Raw genomic sequence first — 18,526 nt, forward strand, 5'->3', positions numbered from 1 at the left:
GTAGTGGCGTGCCGCCGTTGGCGGAGGGCTGTCGTAAACCGAGCCGTAGCATACTACGTCTCGGCCCTTCGGGCTGACATCCCGCACGCCTGCGCGCTCCGCTTGCCTTTTGAGTTTTATCACAGACTGTAACGTAACTTTTGACTTGTAACGTAAGCAGCGTTACAGAGCGTAGAGTTACGTTACAGACCAATCATCACCGATCATATGGTGGAGCATGAAATCCGCTTCGAACGCTGAAAGCGCTGTACTTAGCAAAGCATTTATCCGGGCCGGCGAAGGGCTGGGGATTGCTGACGCTGAACTTTCAGCTGTCTTAGGCGAGGATGTTTCCTCGGTGCAGCTTTTACGCCATGGACATGAACTGCTTCGTCCGGGCAGTGACGCGTGGAGCCGTGCTTTGCTTTTAGTTGAGGTGTATCAGTCATTACTCGCAGCCGTTGGTGACGAGCGAAATGCAAGAAACTGGCTCGGCAGCGAGAATCGTGGACTGTGTAGTCGACCTCGTGGCCTCATCAAAAGCAGAACGGGTCTCGAACAAGTTGTCCAATATCTAGCGGCTAATCGCTCACTCACCTAACACCTGCGGTGAAGCCGGCCAGGTGGTCAATGCATGCCGATTGACCACCGCGCCTTAAGCTTTTATGGCCCAGCACATCAGCGCCCGTCGCTGAGAGTAGTAGATCCCAGATATCTTTTGCTGAAGCTCTGTGATGAGCAGTCGACGTCAATGGAGAACGGTATGAACTTGTGTAGAAGATGCGTTGAATTCGTGTGGGCTGACAAAAGATCTAGCTCAGAGCAAGCGAGGGATCGCGCCTTCGTTGCTGCCCTTAATAAGCTGCAGTCTCTCCGCGTGACACCTGATGGCGGCATGTCGATTGACCCTGACGAGATACGGGGGAAAGTGATAGCGAGTCGACGGTCACTGAAGCGATTCGTGCGTTGAGATGCGGTCTTGCTGATGTATTGAGCCGAGCCGTAGGCTCGAAGGAGCGATGGCAGGACAGCATTAGATCGTGCTCGCCCCCGCCTTGTGAACTAGACCAGCCCCCATTGCTCCATTTCCAATCAGCTATTTTAACAAGGCTGTCTTCTACTTGCCGGGAACCGGTATTTTCCGCTATGCATTTAGAGACAGCAGATTTTGGCACCAGGGAATCGGCCTCAGTCGCAGCGCTCCCCCGCGCTAATTTTTGAGCGCTAAACAGACATCCGTTAACGACCCCAAACTGGGTCACTAAGTGGCAAAAGCTAGGTTAGTGTCCCTTTTAAGGGACATTAAGTGAGGTCGTGTCTAGCTGCTGAAGTAATCCAGCCCCTGACCTTCGGGGTTAATATGTTGCAGCATACCCAGAGGAAAAGAACCCTAATCAGCGAGGCGGGTCTGCGCTTGAACCACTCTCGAAAATGGATCCTATGCCGGCGCAACGCAGCGTTGTAATACTCGCTCTGGGGAGGTACGCCGCCCGAGGAGTGCTTTATTTGATCATCGGTATTTTCGATTTGCTGGCAGTGCAAGATTCGACGAAGTCATCGTGCCGCTGGCAGAGAAATTCTCGTATCAGTTCGGCAGTTCGCTTTGCGCTTGTGACCACGAAAAAATGCCCCTCGCCCTCAAGAATGTGTAGTTCGGCACGGCGAATAGTGCGTCGCAGTATATGCGCGTTATATACCTGCACGAGGGTGTCGCGCTCGCCTGTGAGGATCAGCGTGCGTGTTCGCAGCCGGAAGAGCCGATGCAAGCTTGTCCACCCGGCCAATGCAGCGAGCTGGTAGTAATAAGCGCGCGGATTAACGGTGAGCATGCCTTTCACTACACCGAAGCGCAGTAGTGTCTGTATCGAATTACGCGAGCCCTCTCTCTTGTCCAGTTGGACACCTTTGCTGCTGCCAAAAAAATCCACTATGTCGGCGGGCTTCACCAGCATAACCGGGCCGGCGGAGGTAGCTGCGAGGATCAGCCTGCGTACCATGCTCGGGTGACGAAGAGCGAATTCTTGAGCCAGTGCACCTCCCCAACTCACCCCGAACACATCCACCTGGTCGATTCCCAATTGCTGGAGCATCTCTGCAATCACGTCGGCATGGCGCGGCAGGCGAATGGGCCAACGGGGCATTTGCGACTTGCCGACCCCTGGCACGTCCAGCGTGATGGTCGTGAAGTCTTCCAGTTCATCGCGCAACGGATCGAAGGTACGAATCAAGCCACCTAAACCATTGAGCAAAAGCAGCGGCGAGCCTTGACCGCAGATAGAAACATTCAACTGCAAGCCCTTAGCTATTAGCCTGTGCGTTGTCATGCTTTCTCCTTGCTGCACGCAATGGGGAGGCAGTAGTGGGGAGAGTTAGGGGGAAGTTCCGAAGAAAACCGCAGCCGCTGATTTATCGGCCATGGGCTTCTCCCTTAAGAATCAAGCAGGATGGACGCTGATATTGCCCCAATTACAACAGGCTTTTGAGTCTTGTTCTCGTCATTATCTTCAACTCGCGATCTAGCTAAATGCGCTCCCCTAAAAGGGAGGAAAAAACGAAAAAAACCTCTGGCTTGCAAACACCACAGCCTCGTGACAAATGGTCGATCTGTTCTCATTTTTTTCCTAGGGATGCGACTGTAACGTAAGGAAATGAATGGACTTCTCGACAAATTCCCAGTGCCTACTACTTTTAGTTGTGCCTGCGCTTATCACTTTAGGTTTAGCGCATTCCGACTAACAAGGAGCACGGACGATGAAGTTGGCGAAGAATTCAATAGCTCAGATTCATTCCCATGGGGTTGCACGACCTCTCAGAGGCGTAGGGCTAATGTGCTCGTTCGTAACGGCATTTGCCTTGGCATCCCAAGCATTTGCAGCGGAAGCTGAGAAGCCGAAACCGGCAACACAATTCACCAAAACGGCCAATGAGGCGCTGCTCAAAGAGCTGCCGTTCAATGACAAAACCTCATTCGAACTGGCGCACAAGGGCTTCATCGCGCCGCTGCCTACCGGCGTGATCAAAGGTCAGTCGGGCAATGTGATCTGGGATCCGGCTAAATACAACTTCATCAAAGAAGGCGAAAAAGCGCCGGATACCACGAACCCGAGCCTATGGCGTCAGTCCCAACTGATCAATATCTCCGGGCTCTTCGAAGTAACCGATGGCATCTACCAGGTTCGCAACTACGACCTGTCGAACATGACCATCGTTGAAGGCAAAGACGGCATTACCGTTTTCGATCCGCTGATTTCTACCGAAACCGCCAAGGCCGCGCTGGATCTTTACTACCAACACCGCCCGAAAAAACCTGTGGTGGCAGTGATCTACACCCACAGTCACGTTGACCACTACGGCGGTGTGCGTGGTGTAGTAAATGAAGAGGACGTGAAGGCTGGCAAGGTGAAGATTTATGCTCCGCTTGGGTTTGTAGAGCATGCAGTATCCGAGAACGTAATGGCCGGTACGGCAATGAGTCGTCGGGCCAGCTACATGTACGGCAACTTGCTGCCACCTACCCCAACCGGTCAACTGGGCGCCGGTTTGGGCACCACAACGTCGGCAGGTACGGTTTCACTGATTCCTCCTACCGACATCATCAAGGAGACTGGCGAAACTCGCGTCATCGATGGCCTGACGTATCAGTTCCTCTATGCGCCGGGCAGTGAAGCTCCTGCCGAGATGCTTTATTACATCAAGGAAAAGAAAGCACTCAACACTGCAGAAGATTCCACCCATACCCTTCACAACACGTACTCGCTGCGTGGCGCGAAGATCCGCGAGCCTCTGCCATGGTCGAAATACCTGAACGAGGCACTTAAGCTGTGGGGCGACGACGTTCAAGTGATGTATGCCATGCACCACTGGCCAGTGTGGGGCAACAAGGAAGTCCGCGAGCAACTGTCTTCCCAGCGCGACATGTACCGCTACATCAATGATGAAACCCTGCGCATGATCAACAAGGGTTACACCATGGTCGAGATCGCGGAGCAGTTCAAACTACCGAAGGAAATCGCCAACAAGTTCTCCAACCGTGGGTACTACGGTTCGGTGAACCATAACGTCAAAGCGACCTATGTTTTGTACATGGGTTGGTTCACTGGTAACCCAGCAACCTTGAACGAATTGCCGCCGGTGGAAGGTGCCAAACATTATGTCGAGATGATGGGTGGCGAAGATGCCGTTCTGAAGAAAGCGAAAGAATACTTCGATAAGGGCGAATTCCGCTGGGTCGCGGAAGTGGTCAACCATGTGGTGTTTGCAAACCCGAGCAACCAAGCGGCTAAAAATATGCAAGCCGACGCACTGGAACAACTGGGTTACCAAGCTGAAAGTGGGCCATGGCGTAACTTCTATCTCACCGGTGCCAAAGAGCTGCGCGAAGGTGTGATGAAGCTACCAACACCTGATACCGCCAGTCCTGACACCGTGCGAGCCATGGATCTGGACTTGTTCTTTGACTTCCTGGCAATGCGCTTGGATGGGTCAAAAGCAGATGGCAAACGTGTATCGCTCAATTTCGACTTCACTGACCTGAAAAAGAAATACTCGGTGGAAATGGAGAATGGTGTGCTCAATCACACTGAAGGCGTTGAAGCCAAGGACGCCGATGCAAAAATCACTCTCACTCGAGACACTCTTAACAAGATCGTTTTGAAGGAGACTACTTTGAAAGATGCAATAGCCTCCGGTGATATCAAAGTTGACGGTGCGCAAGGCAAACTGGAGGAACTGGTGTCCTACATGGACAACTTCGAATTCTGGTTCAACATTGTAACGCCTTAAAAAAGTAGCCGTGAAGTTTGAATGTCGGCAGCGTGAGAATGCTGCCGACATCATGCAAGATGAATAGAATCGTCTGGAGCATTCATATGCAAATCAAATCATTGTCCGCATCTTTGGTTTTAATGACGGTGGCTCTCTCCGGATGCGCCGATAAATACGTAGATCCCACTCAGTATTCTGGGTTTTTAAAGGACTATAGTATTTTGAAAGAAGACAAGTCGCCTTCGGGAGCGGCTGTGATGCGCTGGATTGATCCGAAAGTGGATGTAAAGCACTACACCAGCGTCTATATCGAACCGAGCCAGCTCTATCCTAAACCTCAACCTACGGCGAAATTGCCGCTGAAGACATTGCAAGGCATCACCCAATACTACGATCAAACCCTTAAAAACGCATTTTCGCGGGAGCTAACTTTAGCCTCCGCACCTGGCCCAGGTGTACTTGTGGTGCGACCAGCTATCACAGCTGTGAGCGCAGAAACCAAAGGCCTTCGTCCTTACGAGGTGATCCCAATCGCCTTGGTCGCAGCAGGCGTCAGTGCGGCGACCGGTATCCGAGACCAAGATACGAGCCTAGCGACCGAAGCTGCATTTCTCGACGGTAGTGATAGCAGAGTGGTCGCAGAAGTAGTGCGTAAGGGCGCGGGTGCGGATCTGGATAACTCCGCCCAAGTCATGCAGGCGAATGACTTTAAAGCCGTGCTAGATGTGTGGGCTCAGGATATTGCCAAATCCTTCCATTTACTCAAGAACAAGTAATGGAATCCGGTCGTCAGATTGTTCTGCCGAACTTCAGCGTACCAATGCGCTATCTACAACGCAGACACGATACTGATGACCGAATTTCTAACTGATCTTCAATAGAAAGAAGCGAAGTTCGTCTGGGCATGACCCCTCGCAGAGGATGCGTATGTTTCGAAACAATCACTCCGGCAGGTTTGGCTTTTCTACATTGGCCTTAGGCTTGAGCTTGATCACAGGGGACGCTTGTGCAGGCGGTATCCTGGTTTATGAGGCGGGGCAGGAAGGTAATGGTCTGGCTAATGCAGGATCCGCAGCGCTCGCAACCGATCCCAGCGTGCTCATGAGCAATCCGGCGGGTATTACTCAGTTGTCAGGCACCCAGATCAGCGCAAATGCGCAGGTCATTCTGGGTGATTTGGGTTTCTCTCGCGACAGTGGCAATCAGTTCGACGGCAATGAAGGCGGCAACGCCTTGCAATACCTGCCAGGCGCCAGTTTTTTTATCAGCCATCAAATCGATGACCGCTCCGCCATTGGCTTCGGCATGTATGGCAACTTTGGGCTAGCACTTGATTATGACGATGACTGGGCTGGTCGCTACTTCAACCAAGAAGCAGCGATCATCGGCATCTCATTTCAACCAACGCTCGCACACAAATTCACAGATGACCTCTCCATTGGTATCGGCCCCCGCATCATGTACGGCTATTACCGGAACGAGACAGCTATCAACAACAACCTTCTTGGGTTGCGCGATAGCCCTGATGGTCAGCTTGAGTACAAGGATACCGACGTCGGAGTAGGGGTTAACTTCGGTTTACTCTACAGGCTGAGCGAGCGCACCCAGATTGGTCTCGCCTATACCAGCAAAATCGACTTGGAGTTCAAAGATAAGCCCGACGTGCGCAAAGTCGATAACCCGATCATCAACGCAGCGTTACGCCGCTTGAATGTTGACTCTCTGGAATTGGACATGTCGGTTCCGCAGACGGTAGTGGTCAGTGTCGCGCACGATCTCGATCCGCAGTGGAAGCTGCTGGGCAGTCTCGGTTGGCAGGACTGGAGCGAGTTTGGCAACATCGGGGTTGAAGTTGACGCCAACGCTGCCGACGTAAGCCGTTCCGCTGACCGGAAGTATAAGGATACTTGGCACGCTTCTGTTGGGGCCCAATATCAGGCGACCTCAAAGCTACGCTGGAGCATGGGTGTAGGTTACGACACTTCGGCGGTCGACGATAAAGACCGCACCGTTGACAACCCTATGGGGGAAGCTTGGCGTCTGGCCACAGGTATTAATTACCAAGTCGATGAAGGGCTGGACATACACGCGGCCTATACATTGGTTTGGCTGGGAGATATGGAGGTCGAGCAAACGAAGGCGCGCTCGGGCGACAGCCTTTCGGGAACCTACCGTAATTCGGCCTTGCACATCATTGGTGGTGGAGCGAACTGGCGCTTCTGAGACGATACTTCAATTCTCTGATGCGTCTGCGGCACTATTGGAGGTTTAATATGAAAGCTGTCATGCAAACTATAAAGCACGAAGTAATGAAGGCGATACCGCCGACCATTTTCTTCTTCGTGATACTGCATATCGTAGCCGCCATCCGTGCACTTATGATGAAGGGCACGGGCGTTTCGCTTCCAGTCTCAGGTTCGATCTTGCTCGCCTCGTTGGTGCTCGGGAAGTCCGTCCTAGTCGCTGATATGCTTCCCTTCATTAATCGCTTTCCTGAAAAGCCACTGATCTGGAATGTCAGTTGGAAGACCGTCATGTACGCCTTGGTCGCGTTGGTTGTTCACTATCTGGAACGACTCTACGAATATTGGAAAGAGGCACCATCCTTCATGGATGCTAACTCTGCGTTGTGGGCGTCCATGAACTGGCCTCAATTCTGGGCAGTGCAGATTCTGCTCATTACCCTGATATTTGTGTATTGCGTCATGTCGGAGTTGGCACGTGCATTAGGGCGTGGCCGTTTGAAAAGAATGTTTTTGGGCCCTCTACCTACACCAATTTCTGAACCGTGAAACGTCGAATAAATTGAGTATTGCAAAAGGCTCCATAGGCGCTTTCCAATCAATGTCCATCAACACCTAAACCCGTATCCACATCACGCGTTTTTTCGCCGATTCCAGGTGCTCAGCAATGAAAATCAAATCTCAATTGAAGTACACGTACCCGGCTTTGATCGCTTCGATGTGCTTTATGCCTATCGCCGAAGCGGAGGATTCTGCAGAGCTGGCCAAAAAAGCACTCAATCCCGTAGCGGCCATGTACAGCCTGCCAGTGCAGTACAACTGGGATCAAAAAATGGGGCCCACCGGTGAGGGCATGCACAGCGTCACAAATATCCAACCTGTGCTTCCATTCACACTCAACGACGATTGGAACCTCATTTCTCGCACCATCTTACCGGTCATCGATCAACATGGTCTGGCGCCTAACGGTGCAGCGGACAAGTCCGGCGTTGGTGATATCACGCAAAGCTTTTTCTTCTCTCCTAAACAACCTACCGAAAGCGGCTGGATACTCGGTGCTGGCCCCGCGATCTTGATTCCTACGGGCAGCGATGAATTACTCGGTAGCGAGCAGTGGGGAGCGGGCCCGACTGTTGTCGCGTTGAAACAGGAAAATGGCTGGACTCACGGCATACTTGCTAATCACATCTGGGGCCTAGACGGCAGCCCGCCAAACGATAAGGACAAGGTCAATCAGACCTTCCTACAGCCTTTCCTCTCCTACACCACAAGCACATTGACCACGTGGGGCGTGAATACCGAATCTACTTACAATTGGCAATCTCGCGAATGGTCGGTGCCGGTGAATCTGACAGTCACTCAATTGTTGAAGATCGGGGGTCAGCCGCTAACAGTGCAGGCCGGGCCCCGTTACTGGATCGATAGTCCGGAGGACGGGCCGCAGGGTTGGGGGTTTCGTTTTGCCGTTACGATGTTGTTTCCACGCTAAAAAAACTGAGAGCCCGGTCTCCATTGTTAGCTGATATCACGTTAATTAGGGAATCAATTGAACGGGTGTGTAGTTCATGTTCGCAACCGATGGACAGAGTCAATGAATCAATTATTACGGACGATAACGATGCGAGCCAACTCTGAAGCAAACGTTAATACAGCAGACGCGCTCACACTGCTGCTCCACAACCAGCATGCAATATGCGCAGCCATTGAAGAGGTTACGAAGTGGCTATCTGAACATGGAGCTGGAGACGCTGCAGCCAACGCAAATGCAGCGATGGAAACGCTCGACAAAAATGCTCAGGGAATTACCGACGCAATCCTCCGTCTACGTCAATCGTAAGGTTCGACCTCGTTCTGTATGCAATTCATGATCAAGCCGGGTTGGCTTTCGAGGATCTTGTGCCGCGTTTCCAATGCACGCACTATGCTTGAGTTGACTGATGTACATAAGGAAGCTCCATGTCAGCCTTCAGGACGATTGCCATTCTAGGGGTAGCGGTCGTCATCTCAACCGCAGCTTACTCAGCTCATTTTGTGAGGCAGCACATCCAATATCTGCATCACAAGCTTTCTGCTTCGACAGAAAATCAGAGCTTCGCGACCCAGTGGCCCCTTGTAGAAGTAGCTCTCCCCAAACTGGAAGACCAGCTGCCGAGCTCGCTACAGGAGGCCACTCCCGTATCCTTGAATAGTCTTGATTCTGAAAAACGCTGAAACACCCGTCACGATAATTTCACATTTGCAGGTGTACGGTTGTGACAGCTCCTTTAGTGATTCCCGGCCCGTCCCCCATCGCGGGTCTTTTTTTGCGCCAAATATGTAATCAACTGTCCAGTTCTGCATGCACTCCATCCGAGTTTGCCCTCCCTGGCCAACTCAATTGAGGATTGTGCAAGGGGTGTCCGAGGATTAACGCGGATCCTGCTGATTATCCATCACCGCATTATCCGTCTCCTCCCGCACACGCTCAGGGTCGAGCCCGACGTCGTCATCATCAAGCGGGCGCTCACCTTCGTTATCCGGAAGTTCGTCAACTCCTTCCTCTTTCATTGGATCAACTTCGGTGCGGCCTGGGCTCAATGGATCAGGCGATGTCGGCATAGGGTCATCCTCACCCATCCCACCTTGCAGCTTTGGATCGCTATTCATACACACCTCTCAGTACCCTCAATGGTGGGGGCATGTAGCTTGGAGAGGGTTTGTATTTCGAGTGTTCGATTTATTGGCTTACCGACCGTCACCTCCCCGCCACTCAGCCTTTCAGTCATCTCGATGGAACGTTGCGCCACACCCCATCCTCTATCGCAACACCAGCGAATCTGAGGGCTTCATCATGATTAACCCAGCAACCGGTATGAAGGCAGGCGAGCGTTACATCGTAGAAAGTCTCGAACGCACACGACATTTCCCAGGCTTCTTCCTCGACGGGAAATATTACCTTGGCCCCGAATTGATGACGGCGATTGGTTGGCTGGAAGGACAGCAGTTTTATTACGATGAGCTTGATCCCACGGGTGAGCCAGTATTCCCCAATCGACTCGCCGGCACTGTAGAAGACCTAACCCTCATTCTTGCAGACGGTGCGCGTTTACCTTTGAACGAAATGCCCTACGAAGCAGAGATCGATCCCTCTGACATTTCGATCAGTCGTAATCCATCGTCATCGGGACATCGCCCTACTTCAACAAGCGTTCAACAAGGAGTTGAGGGCGTCTGGATGTCGGGTAAACATCCCTATCCCATACTCCTGGCGGCGGGAGCAGCGCTATTACTGGGAATACTCTTTGGGGTCAAACAAGCTAAACGCCTTCCTATCCGAAAGCTGAGGTAGTCGTCCTTCGTGAATTCCCTGGTACAGCGCCCTTGGAAAAATCAGAGGTGAGAAAATGCATCCTGTGACCCCTGACGGTCGTTACTTCGTTGTCCAAGGGCAGTTGTGGCGCTGTTCAAACCCGTCATTGGAAGAGGGCGTGCGCCAGCGTCTTGTCGATGCACTCATGGCAGCTCGACGCGAGGTGAAGAAAGCGAAAGATTCGGAGGACGAATCGCAGCTAAAGCGCGCTTGGGAGAAGGTACAAGTGGCCAAAGTAGCGCTTGGTGAGCGGGGCGCTGTTTGGTGGGCTGATGGCAGTCCTGATTTCAATAGATTCCGGGTCACTAACTCCCCTTATGCTGAATGGTTCAGCTTGCTTCGTGAGTCTGATTAACCTTTGGCTCAAGGTAAATTTCCAATAAACACTGCCGGCAGATAAAAAAAGACCTTCAAGGGCCCTTTTTCTACTTGAACCAAATCTGTTCGCGCTAAAAACCTCGTCGAAAAAGCGGAAGCAAGGCAAAGCAAACCGCACTGCCATTCATGCTCTACGGCTGCAGCGTTTCGAAATTTGCGAAAGACGGAACGACTCAGACCATGTGCTTTCGAAAAATTGAACGCTTCAAATTTCGAGCGTCGAGGAGAAATCTCATGACTGAAAAAAACTCCGTTTCATCCAAAAACAGCAAAGCACTGAAAGATTCTGCTCTCGTCTCAGACGTGTCAGAAACAGGCTTAACAGATGACGAACGAGTTGTTAGGGAAGATGAGTTTCTTGGCGACGAACCACGTGTGGAACCCGGCCCAGCCGACTTGGAAAGACTCAAGGATTAACGTCAGCTCCCTTGGTGTTCGATGCGACCCATATTTCCAATACGCGACATCTACTACCTGAAATTTGCTTTACGGAGGTGTCACGTATGCGCCAGCAAACCTCATTCATATTTGATCTTGATGGCACGTTGACTGATAGCGTTTACCAGAATGTTTTCGCGTGGAAAACCGCGCTCGACTCAGAAGACATACCGTTGGCCATGTGGCGAATTCACAGAAAAATCGGTATGAGCGGCGGGCTGATGCTCAAGATGTTAGCCCGTGAGACCGGCCTGGAAATCAAACCAGACCAAGCTAAAAGACTCAGCGATAAACATGCTGAAGCCTACAAGGGTCTGCAAGACCAGATAACCGCTCTCCCTGGCGCTGTAGAGCTTCTCGATACGCTAAACCGCGATCAGCTCAAGTGGTGTATTGCGACCAGCGGTGGCATGGACACTGCGGCGATCAATCTGAAGGCATTGGGCGTGGATATCGCGGAGGTCAATCTCATCACCCGTGATAACGTGAAGTATGGCAAGCCCGATCCCGACCTTTTCCCCGCCGCTGCAAGCAAACTCAATGTACCCATCGAAGATTGCCTGGTGATAGGCGACGCCATCTGGGACATGCTTGCCGCACGCCGCTGTAAGGCAACGGGTATAGGGCTGCTTTCTGGTGGTTACGACACTGGAGAGCTTGAACGTGCTGGTGCACTCCGCGTCTACGAGGATCCTCTGGGACTGCTGCGGCACTTGGATGAGGTGGCTTCCCGTCCGTGAGCCATCGGCAGGCACGCGGCTTGAGTACAGTCACGGAATCTTACTTTCTATTCTAAGATTCTTACGCGCCACTCAATACGTGAATTCATGTCCCAACTCACTTTCCATCCACTCTAAAAAGCGCCGCACACGCGGAAAGCCGGAATGCGCCTTTGGGAAGACTAAATGGTGAGCGGCCACTGGAGCGCTGAGGGATTCTGGCGCAACTTCTACTAGCGCTCCGGACGCGAGGTACTTTTGCGCGAGCAGCGTACTCTCCAACGCGAATCCAAGCCCGTGGCTAGCGGCCTCAAGTGACATATAGGATCGGTCGAAACTCAATGTGTAGGGTCTTTCCGGTCGAGCCAAACCATGTTGGGCGAACCATTGTGGCCACTTCAGCAGTGTGGCTTCAGACAGTACCAAATCACAATCGAGTAGATCCGACGCCACTCGGACAGGTCGTAGCGCCAGCAATTTCGGTGATGTCAGTACGGCGAATTTTTCATTTTGAACCGTGCGAACCTCATAGCTTGGCCAGTTGGGCATCCCATGGCGGATATCCACATCAATCTTGTCCCGGCTGAAGTGCAGTGACTCGTAAGAACATGACAAGTTGAGCTGGATATCGGGATGACTTGCACGGAACGCTTCCAATCGCGGCATCAACCAGAGCAGGCCGAAGCTGGGCGATGAGTGCAGCCGCAGACAATCGAGACTGACATCGCTGGCCGCGCGTTCGGTTGCCACTGCAAGGCTATGTAGGATCCCGGAGACTTCTTTCAGGTACTGCTCCCCCACCGGAGTGAGGGAGACACCACGGGCCGCTCGAACGAATAATTGCCTGCCAATCATCCCCTCAAGCTTGGCCAACTGGTGGCTAACAGCTGATGGCGTTAAATCCAATACTTCAGCTGCCTTGGCAACGTTTCCGAAGCGCGCCGTTTGCTCGAAGGCCTGAATTGCTCTCAGCGGTGGCAGGATGATTGGTGTATCAGCATCTGTGCGCATGGCACCCCACTGCATTTTTTGACGATTATTTGATTTGTCTTTCATTCAATCACCTGACAACTGCCTTGACGAGTGCTGAATTTTTTTCAGCATCGAGTGACATTCGCGTTATTGCTCAGACCACCCTTGGAGAACAAGCTGAGTCATCGGTTCTTGACGGATCGACCCAATAAAAACAATTTGAGGTACTCCTCCATGCTTCTCCAAGGCAAAGTCGCAATCATCACTGGTGCCGCATCTGCCCGTGGCATTGGCCGCGCTACAGCGACCACGTTTGCGCAACAAGGCGCTCACGTCGTGATCCTTGACCTGGATGAATCCGCTGCCCGTGATGCCGCTGCTTCCTTAGGCGAAGGTCATCTCGGTCTGGCGGCCAACGTTGCTGACGAGTCGCAGGTTCAGCAGGTCGTTGCCAAAATCATCGAGCATTTCGGTCGCATTGACGTCCTCGTCAACAATGCCGGCATTACTCAGCCACTCAAGACTCTGGACATACGCCCTTCAGACTACGACAAGGTGCTCGACGTCAGTCTGCGCGGTACCCTGCTGATGTCGCAGGCCGTGATTCCAGTCATGCGCCAACAATCTTCCGGAAGCATTGTGTGCATGTCTTCCGTTTCTGCTCAGCGCGGCGGCGGCATCTTCGGTGGCCCTCATTACAGTGCGGCGAAGGCTGGCGTATTGGGTCTGGGCAAAGCCATGGCACGTGAACTGGGGCCGGACAATATTCGCGTCAACTCCATCGCCCCTGGTTTGATTCACACCGACATCACTGGGGGCCTGATGCAGGATGATCGCCGCCACGCGATCATCGACGGTATTCCCCTGGGCCGACTCGGCGCCGCACAGGATGTCGCCAACGCAGCCCTCTTCTTGGCCAGCGACCTGTCCTCTTACCTCACAGGTATCACGCTGGATGTGAACGGCGGCATGCTAATTCACTGAGTACACCTGGGCGGGCCTGCGCGGCCCGTGCGGTTCTGGATCGACGACACGTCGGGCTTGATGTCCCGGCGGTCAATAAAAACAAGAGATCAGACCATCATGACAACCCTGTCGCTCGAAGCGGTTTCGTCCGTGCGTTCCAATGCCTACCGTAAAACGGCCTGGCGCCTGATGCCTTTTCTGATGCTGTGCTACCTGTGCGCCTACCTTGATCGCGTCAACGTCGGGTTTGCCAAGCTGCAGATGATGAACGATCTGGCGCTCAGCGAAACGGTCTATGGACTAGGCGCTGGCATGTTCTTCATCGGCTATTTCCTCTGTGAAGTCCCCAGCAACATCATTCTCCACAAGGTCGGTGCGAGGGTCTGGATCGCACGCATCATGATCACCTGGGGCATCGTCTCGGCGATGTTTGCCTTCGTCGAAACCGCCTGGCAGTTCTATGCCCTTCGCTTTCTGCTAGGCATTGCCGAAGCCGGTCTCGCGCCTGGCCTTTTGCTCTACCTGACCTACTGGTTTCCATCCTATCGTCGCGCACGCATGACCGTGTTGTGGTTCATCGCCATTCCTCTGTCGGGGATGGTGGGAGGCCCCCTCTCCGGCTGGATCATGAATCACTTCGCCGGCATGCATGGCTGGGCGGGCTGGCAATGGATGTTCGTTCTTGAGGCCGTGCCGACCGTTGTCGTTGGTCTTTTGGTTTTGAGCTACCTGAAGGACGGGGTGCATCAGGCCACCTGGCTCAACGACGAAGAAAAAGCCTTGATCACTCGAGAACTGGCCGAAGACGACCAACAGAAAGTCACCCATGCCTCCGTCGGCGAATTCATTCGCGACCGTCGTTTGTGGTTACTGGCTGCGATCTACTTCTGTGTGGTGATGGGACAGTACGCAATCACCTTCTGGCTGCCCACTCTGGTGCGTAATTCAGGCGTTTCCGACCCTCTGCACATCGGCTTTCTGACCAGCCTGCCCTATCTCTGTGCCATTGCCGCCATGCTGCTGGTGGGACGCAGTGGTGACAAACATCGCGAGCGCCGCTGGCATCTCATCGTGCCGATGATTGCCGGCGCAATCGGCCTAAGTTTGGCGGCACTAATGGGCGGTAATCCAACGCTGTCCATCCTCAGCCTTTGCCTCGCCGCATCCGGCATTTTGTCTGCGACGTCATTGTTCTGGATGCTGCCGACCACATTACTCGGAGGCGTTTCCGCCGCCGCCGGCATCGCAGCGGTCAACAGCTTTGCCAACCTTGCCGGGTTCTGCTCGCCCTATCTGATTGGCTGGATCACCACTATCACCGGCTCCAGTGCCATTGGCATGTACCTGATCACGGGTGTGCTGTTCGCAGGCGCCGCTCTGGTACTGCGCATCCCCGCCGCTTTGGTCAATCGTTGAGTTAATGGAGTTTCACCATGACTACTAATCCTTCACTCGCTTCATCCACGACCTTGGTTGAACGCGCGCATAACATTCGCCGCCATGCGCTGCGAATGGGTCAAGTTCAAGGCCAAGGTTATGTTGGCCAGGCCCTCGGTGCTGCCGACCTGCTGGCAGTCTCCTACTTCCATGCGATGAACCATCGGCCTGCAGATCCCGACTGGGAAGAGCGAGATCGCTTCTACCTCTCTATCGGTCACTATGCCATTGCGCTTTATGCAGCCTTGATCGAAGCTGAAATCATCCCGCTCGATGAGCTGGAAACCTACGGCTCGGATGACAGCCGCCTGCCGATGTCGGGCATGGCCGCCTACACCCCGGGCATGGAAATCACTGGTGGCTCCCTGGGTCAGGGCCTTGGCATCGCGGTCGGTGCCTGTCTGGGACTCAAGCGTAAGGGCTCGCCCTCCTTCGTTTACAACCTGCTCTCAGACGGCGAGTTGAATGAAGGCTCGACCTGGGAAGCTGTGATGTCGGCTTCGCACTGGAAACTCGACAACCTGATCGCCATCGTCGACGTCAACAACCAGCAAGCCGATGGTTACTCCAGCGAAATCCTCTCGTTCGAACCCATCGTTGATCGCTGGCAGGCGTTTGGCTGGTTCACTCAGCGCGTCGATGGCAATGACCTTGATGCGCTCGTCGCCGCTTTCGATACCGCGCGCAATCATCCAGCCGCCCAACCCCGCGTGATTATCTGCGACACAAAAATGGGCAAAGGCGTGCCGTTCCTGGAAAACCGCGAGAAAACCCACTTCATCCGCGTGGAAGAGCACGAATGGGATCTGGCACTGAGCAACCTTGAAGAAGGAAAAGACCAATGAGCAACGCCGCTAACACGCCGACTTCAACTGGCGAGCCAATCAAAAAACGCCTGACCACCTCGGCGATGATCGCTTCGATTGCCTCTGAAGGCCAAGCGACTAAGTCGGCCCCGTTCGGACACGCATTGGCTGTATTGGCGGATCAGCGCCCAGATATCGTCGGCCTTTCCGCTGACCTGTCCAAGTACACCGACCTGCACATCTTTGCCAAGGCTCACCCGGATCGCTTTTACCAAATGGGCATGGCCGAACAGTTGCTGATGAGCGCCGCTGCAGGTATGGCTCGGGAAGGTTTCGTACCGTTCGCCACTACCTATGCGGTGTTTGCATCGCGCCGTGCGTATGACTTCATTTGCATGGCCATCGCTGAGGAAAACCTTAACGTCAAGATTGTCTGCGGCTTGCCCGGATTAACCACCGGTTACGGCCCAAGCCACCAGGCCACTGATGACCTGGCGATCTTCCGCGCTATGCCAAACCTGATGATCGTCGATCCGTGCGACGCACTGGAAATCGAGCAGGCCGTGCCCGCCATTGCTGCGCATCAAGGCCCGGTCTACATGCGCTTACTGCGTGGCAATGTCCCGTTGGTGCTGGACGAGTACGGCTACAAATTCGAGATTGGCAAAGCCAAGACTCTGCGCACTGGTAACGATGTCCTGATCATCTCTACGGGGCTAATGACGATGCGTTCATTGGAAGCGGCAAAGCAGCTCCAGGCAGACGGTATCGATGTTGCAGTGCTGCACGTCCCAACCATCAAGCCGCTGGATGAGCAGACCATCCTGGCCGAGGCCCGCAAGTCCGGACGCCTGGTAGTAACCGCCGAGAACAGCTCAATTATCGGTGGACTCGGCGAGGCTGTTGCCGGCCTACTTCTGCGTAATGGAGTGACGCCTACCTTCCGGCAAATCGCTTTACCCGACGCATTCCTGGACGCTGGCGCACTACCGACTCTGCACGACCGATATGGCATCTCAACGCCAGCCGTTTGTGCGGAAATCAAAGCCTGGTTGTAGCTCCATCTTGTTGTAGTTCATCGTGAAGGGCGCTTCGATTTGAGGCGCCTCCTCACATGAAAAAAAGGGGCGGAACGTTGAAACCACATGAGCTGCTTGATCCCGCTTTCCGAAGCTTTTTGACTCCTGGCGAGGAAACGTGGACGCTGGATACGCTGCCTGCCATCAGAAAACGTGTCCATGCGACGTTCAAATCGTCAGAACTAGCGCGGTGTGAAATCTTTTGGACGACCACTCACGACGGGGAGGGTTTGCGCCTTTGCTTTCACCGGCCTGATGTCGTAGCGGAGCGCAAAGCTCTTCCTGTAATCCTTTACATCCACGGAGGCGGTTTTGTACTCGGGCAACCTGAAATGGCAGATGACTATTTGGCCGATCTGGCTGAGGAGCTGAAGGCGGTCATAGTCGCTGTAGACTACCGCCTTGCGCCCGAACATCCCTTCCCTATTCCCCTCGAAGACTGCCACACGGCTCTTGGCTGGTTATTCGAGAATCGGCACGCCCTCAATATCGACACTCGCAAATTGGTCGTAATGGGGCACATTGCTGGTGGTGGTTTGGCAGCTGCCCTGTCTATCCTTGCTCGAGACAGAGGTGTATACCCCATCGCAGGCCAAGTCCTAATCTATCCGATGCTGGATTACCGCTCGGGCATAGAGGACTCACTTCACAAGAACAGCATCACGGGCACAATTGGCTGGCAGCCCAACGCCAACCAATTCTGCTGGAGTTGCCTTCGCGGAAACTATGAACTTGATGATGAGAGAGTAGGATTGTTTTCACCTGCGATGCAGGCAGACCTGAGGGATTTGCCACCGACTTATATATCGGTAGGTGCTCTGGATTTATTCCTGGAGGAAGACGTCACCTTTGCATTAAGACTTTCTCGGTCAGGCGTAGCCTTAGAGCATCATGTGTACCCGGGGGCTCCACACATGTTCGACCAGAATCCTGGACGCATTACTGACCAGGCAGCACTCGATATCATTAGAGCATTGCGGCGTTTCATAGCAAGCGCGTAGGTGTATTGCACACTAAAAAGAGCCCAATTGGGCCCTTTTGTATTCAAACCAAAATCACTTGGTCAGGCAGGACTCAACGGTGGTGAAACCGTACTCAGCTTTCCATTCTTTCAGTTGATTGTGGTTGCCACCTTGGTTTCGACGACTTCACCAGTGTGAGGGTTTTTATAGACCTTAATCGTAACTCTATCCCCCACCCTCGGCTAACTCGCTCGGGCAGAGTAACTACCTGCGAACAGATCCTGACTCAAATCACCGTGAGAGCTGCATTCAACATCAACACCACAATCAAACCGACCACGGCTACGATGGATTGAACCACCGAAATGGTCTTGGTGGCTTCGCCCATAGTCATGCCGAAGGATTCCTTCACCATCCAGAAGCCCGCATGGTTC

General features: G+C 53.4%; 18 protein-coding genes and 4 pseudogenes. 17 read left to right on the forward strand and 5 right to left on the reverse strand.

Going from position 1 to position 18,526, the window contains the following annotated elements; translation table 11 throughout:
* The first annotated feature begins 217 nt into the window (after nt 1-217).
* Together ACIP1X_RS13620 and ACIP1X_RS13625 are read left to right on the forward strand one after the other, a co-directional pair.
* Entirely contained in the window at nt 218-580 is a 363-nt protein-coding gene (locus tag ACIP1X_RS13620) for an antitoxin Xre/MbcA/ParS toxin-binding domain-containing protein (protein ID WP_400752753.1), read from the forward strand.
* Between the two features lie 839 nt (nt 581-1,419).
* Nucleotides 1,420-1,533 (forward strand): annotated as a pseudogene (locus ACIP1X_RS13625) (DUF1206 domain-containing protein); the annotation flags it as partial.
* Here ACIP1X_RS13625 and ACIP1X_RS13630 read toward each other — a convergent pair.
* The gene (locus ACIP1X_RS13630; RefSeq protein ID WP_400752754.1) at nt 1,482-2,303 is read right to left on the reverse strand and encodes an alpha/beta fold hydrolase; all 822 of its coding nucleotides are present in this window, start codon (nt 2,301-2,303) and stop codon (nt 1,482-1,484) included. The pseudogene ACIP1X_RS13625 and the gene ACIP1X_RS13630 overlap by 52 nt on opposite strands.
* A 427-nt stretch (nt 2,304-2,730) precedes the next feature.
* On the opposite strand from ACIP1X_RS13630, the gene ACIP1X_RS13635 reads away from it, so the two are divergent.
* From ACIP1X_RS13635 to ACIP1X_RS13660, 6 genes are all read left to right on the forward strand, one after another.
* A complete protein-coding gene (locus ACIP1X_RS13635) occupies nt 2,731-4,761 on the forward strand; it encodes an alkyl/aryl-sulfatase (protein ID WP_400752757.1) in 2,031 nt (676 codons plus the stop codon).
* 86 nt (nt 4,762-4,847) lie between these two features.
* The gene (locus ACIP1X_RS13640; RefSeq protein WP_400752759.1) at nt 4,848-5,519 is read left to right on the forward strand and encodes a DUF3313 domain-containing protein; all 672 of its coding nucleotides are present in this window, start codon (nt 4,848-4,850) and stop codon (nt 5,517-5,519) included.
* Between the two features lie 151 nt (nt 5,520-5,670).
* Nucleotides 5,671-6,966 carry an OmpP1/FadL family transporter gene (locus tag ACIP1X_RS13645; protein WP_400752762.1) on the forward strand — a complete coding sequence of 432 codons (1,296 nt, stop codon included), beginning with the start codon at nt 5,671-5,673 and terminating at the stop codon, nt 6,964-6,966.
* 50 nt (nt 6,967-7,016) lie between these two features.
* Entirely contained in the window at nt 7,017-7,535 is a 519-nt protein-coding gene (locus tag ACIP1X_RS13650) for a hypothetical protein (RefSeq protein WP_400752764.1), read from the forward strand.
* Nucleotides 7,536-7,704: 169 nt separating this feature from the next.
* Nucleotides 7,705-8,475 carry a transporter gene (locus tag ACIP1X_RS13655; RefSeq protein ID WP_400752780.1) on the forward strand — a complete coding sequence of 257 codons (771 nt, stop codon included), beginning with the start codon at nt 7,705-7,707 and terminating at the stop codon, nt 8,473-8,475.
* A gap of 129 nt (nt 8,476-8,604) precedes the next feature.
* Entirely contained in the window at nt 8,605-8,823 is a 219-nt protein-coding gene (locus tag ACIP1X_RS13660; RefSeq protein WP_053123318.1) for a hypothetical protein, read from the forward strand.
* Between the two features lie 569 nt (nt 8,824-9,392).
* Here the strand turns inward: ACIP1X_RS13660 and ACIP1X_RS13665 are convergent.
* Nucleotides 9,393-9,632 (reverse strand): hypothetical protein, encoded by a 240-nt coding sequence (locus tag ACIP1X_RS13665; RefSeq protein WP_042559149.1) that lies wholly within the window; start codon nt 9,630-9,632, stop codon nt 9,393-9,395.
* A gap of 184 nt (nt 9,633-9,816) precedes the next feature.
* Between ACIP1X_RS13665 and ACIP1X_RS13670 the strand changes: the two are divergent.
* The 4 genes and pseudogenes from ACIP1X_RS13670 to ACIP1X_RS13685 form a co-directional block, all read left to right on the forward strand.
* Nucleotides 9,817-10,075 (forward strand): annotated as a pseudogene (locus ACIP1X_RS13670) (short chain dehydrogenase); the annotation flags it as partial.
* A 294-nt stretch (nt 10,076-10,369) separates the two neighbouring features.
* The gene (locus ACIP1X_RS13675) at nt 10,370-10,690 is read left to right on the forward strand and encodes a hypothetical protein (RefSeq protein WP_053123158.1); all 321 of its coding nucleotides are present in this window, start codon (nt 10,370-10,372) and stop codon (nt 10,688-10,690) included.
* A 257-nt stretch (nt 10,691-10,947) separates the two neighbouring features.
* Nucleotides 10,948-11,130 (forward strand): hypothetical protein, encoded by a 183-nt coding sequence (locus ACIP1X_RS13680; RefSeq protein ID WP_400752769.1) that lies wholly within the window; start codon nt 10,948-10,950, stop codon nt 11,128-11,130.
* A gap of 86 nt (nt 11,131-11,216) precedes the next feature.
* On the forward strand, nt 11,217-11,891 hold the full coding sequence (locus ACIP1X_RS13685) for an HAD family hydrolase (RefSeq protein WP_400752771.1): 675 nt from the start codon (nt 11,217-11,219) through the stop codon (nt 11,889-11,891).
* 72 nt (nt 11,892-11,963) lie between these two features.
* On the opposite strand, the gene ACIP1X_RS13690 is transcribed toward ACIP1X_RS13685, so the two are convergent.
* On the reverse strand, nt 11,964-12,881 hold the full coding sequence (locus tag ACIP1X_RS13690) for a LysR substrate-binding domain-containing protein (RefSeq protein WP_400752783.1): 918 nt from the start codon (nt 12,879-12,881) through the stop codon (nt 11,964-11,966).
* A 195-nt stretch (nt 12,882-13,076) separates the two neighbouring features.
* Here ACIP1X_RS13690 and ACIP1X_RS13695 point away from each other — a divergent pair, with 195 nt between their 5' ends.
* From ACIP1X_RS13695 to ACIP1X_RS13715, 5 genes are all read left to right on the forward strand, one after another.
* Nucleotides 13,077-13,826, forward strand: coding sequence for an SDR family NAD(P)-dependent oxidoreductase (locus ACIP1X_RS13695; protein WP_053123162.1), 750 nt, complete (start codon nt 13,077-13,079; stop codon nt 13,824-13,826).
* A 99-nt stretch (nt 13,827-13,925) separates the two neighbouring features.
* Nucleotides 13,926-15,224, forward strand: a complete 1,299-nt coding sequence (locus tag ACIP1X_RS13700; RefSeq protein ID WP_053123164.1) for an MFS transporter — start codon at nt 13,926-13,928, stop codon at nt 15,222-15,224.
* A gap of 17 nt (nt 15,225-15,241) precedes the next feature.
* Nucleotides 15,242-16,090 (forward strand): transketolase, encoded by an 849-nt coding sequence (locus ACIP1X_RS13705; RefSeq protein WP_053123166.1) that lies wholly within the window; start codon nt 15,242-15,244, stop codon nt 16,088-16,090.
* Nucleotides 16,087-17,109, forward strand: a complete 1,023-nt coding sequence (locus ACIP1X_RS13710; RefSeq protein ID WP_400752776.1) for a transketolase family protein — start codon at nt 16,087-16,089, stop codon at nt 17,107-17,109. Before ACIP1X_RS13705 ends, ACIP1X_RS13710 begins: the two co-directional genes overlap by 4 nt.
* A gap of 77 nt (nt 17,110-17,186) precedes the next feature.
* Nucleotides 17,187-18,131, forward strand: coding sequence for an alpha/beta hydrolase (locus ACIP1X_RS13715; protein ID WP_400752786.1), 945 nt, complete (start codon nt 17,187-17,189; stop codon nt 18,129-18,131).
* A 54-nt stretch (nt 18,132-18,185) separates the two neighbouring features.
* Here ACIP1X_RS13715 and ACIP1X_RS13720 read toward each other — a convergent pair.
* A pseudogene (locus ACIP1X_RS13720) lies at nt 18,186-18,310 on the reverse strand (transcriptional regulator); the annotation flags it as partial.
* A gap of 68 nt (nt 18,311-18,378) precedes the next feature.
* A pseudogene (locus tag ACIP1X_RS13725) lies at nt 18,379-18,526 on the reverse strand (gluconate transporter); the annotation flags it as partial.

Source organism: Pseudomonas sp. NPDC088885, from assembly GCF_044750025.1.
In the GTDB taxonomy this organism is placed as follows: domain Bacteria; phylum Pseudomonadota; class Gammaproteobacteria; order Pseudomonadales; family Pseudomonadaceae; genus Aquipseudomonas; species Aquipseudomonas rustica.

Coding starts and splice junctions, on each gene's coding strand:
- ACIP1X_RS13620 (WP_400752753.1), top strand. CDS start 218: ATGAAATCCGCTTCGAACGCTGAAAGCGCTGTACTTAGCAAAGCATTT.
- ACIP1X_RS13630 (WP_400752754.1), bottom strand. CDS start 2,303: ATGACAACGCACAGGCTAATAGCTAAGGGCTTGCAGTTGAATGTTTCT.
- ACIP1X_RS13635 (WP_400752757.1), top strand. CDS start 2,731: ATGAAGTTGGCGAAGAATTCAATAGCTCAGATTCATTCCCATGGGGTT.
- ACIP1X_RS13640 (WP_400752759.1), top strand. CDS start 4,848: ATGCAAATCAAATCATTGTCCGCATCTTTGGTTTTAATGACGGTGGCT.
- ACIP1X_RS13645 (WP_400752762.1), top strand. CDS start 5,671: ATGTTTCGAAACAATCACTCCGGCAGGTTTGGCTTTTCTACATTGGCC.
- ACIP1X_RS13650 (WP_400752764.1), top strand. CDS start 7,017: ATGAAAGCTGTCATGCAAACTATAAAGCACGAAGTAATGAAGGCGATA.
- ACIP1X_RS13655 (WP_400752780.1), top strand. CDS start 7,705: ATGTGCTTTATGCCTATCGCCGAAGCGGAGGATTCTGCAGAGCTGGCC.
- ACIP1X_RS13660 (WP_053123318.1), top strand. CDS start 8,605: ATGCGAGCCAACTCTGAAGCAAACGTTAATACAGCAGACGCGCTCACA.
- ACIP1X_RS13665 (WP_042559149.1), bottom strand. CDS start 9,632: ATGAATAGCGATCCAAAGCTGCAAGGTGGGATGGGTGAGGATGACCCT.
- ACIP1X_RS13675 (WP_053123158.1), top strand. CDS start 10,370: ATGCATCCTGTGACCCCTGACGGTCGTTACTTCGTTGTCCAAGGGCAG.
- ACIP1X_RS13680 (WP_400752769.1), top strand. CDS start 10,948: ATGACTGAAAAAAACTCCGTTTCATCCAAAAACAGCAAAGCACTGAAA.
- ACIP1X_RS13685 (WP_400752771.1), top strand. CDS start 11,217: ATGCGCCAGCAAACCTCATTCATATTTGATCTTGATGGCACGTTGACT.
- ACIP1X_RS13690 (WP_400752783.1), bottom strand. CDS start 12,881: ATGCGCACAGATGCTGATACACCAATCATCCTGCCACCGCTGAGAGCA.
- ACIP1X_RS13695 (WP_053123162.1), top strand. CDS start 13,077: ATGCTTCTCCAAGGCAAAGTCGCAATCATCACTGGTGCCGCATCTGCC.
- ACIP1X_RS13700 (WP_053123164.1), top strand. CDS start 13,926: ATGACAACCCTGTCGCTCGAAGCGGTTTCGTCCGTGCGTTCCAATGCC.
- ACIP1X_RS13705 (WP_053123166.1), top strand. CDS start 15,242: ATGACTACTAATCCTTCACTCGCTTCATCCACGACCTTGGTTGAACGC.
- ACIP1X_RS13710 (WP_400752776.1), top strand. CDS start 16,087: ATGAGCAACGCCGCTAACACGCCGACTTCAACTGGCGAGCCAATCAAA.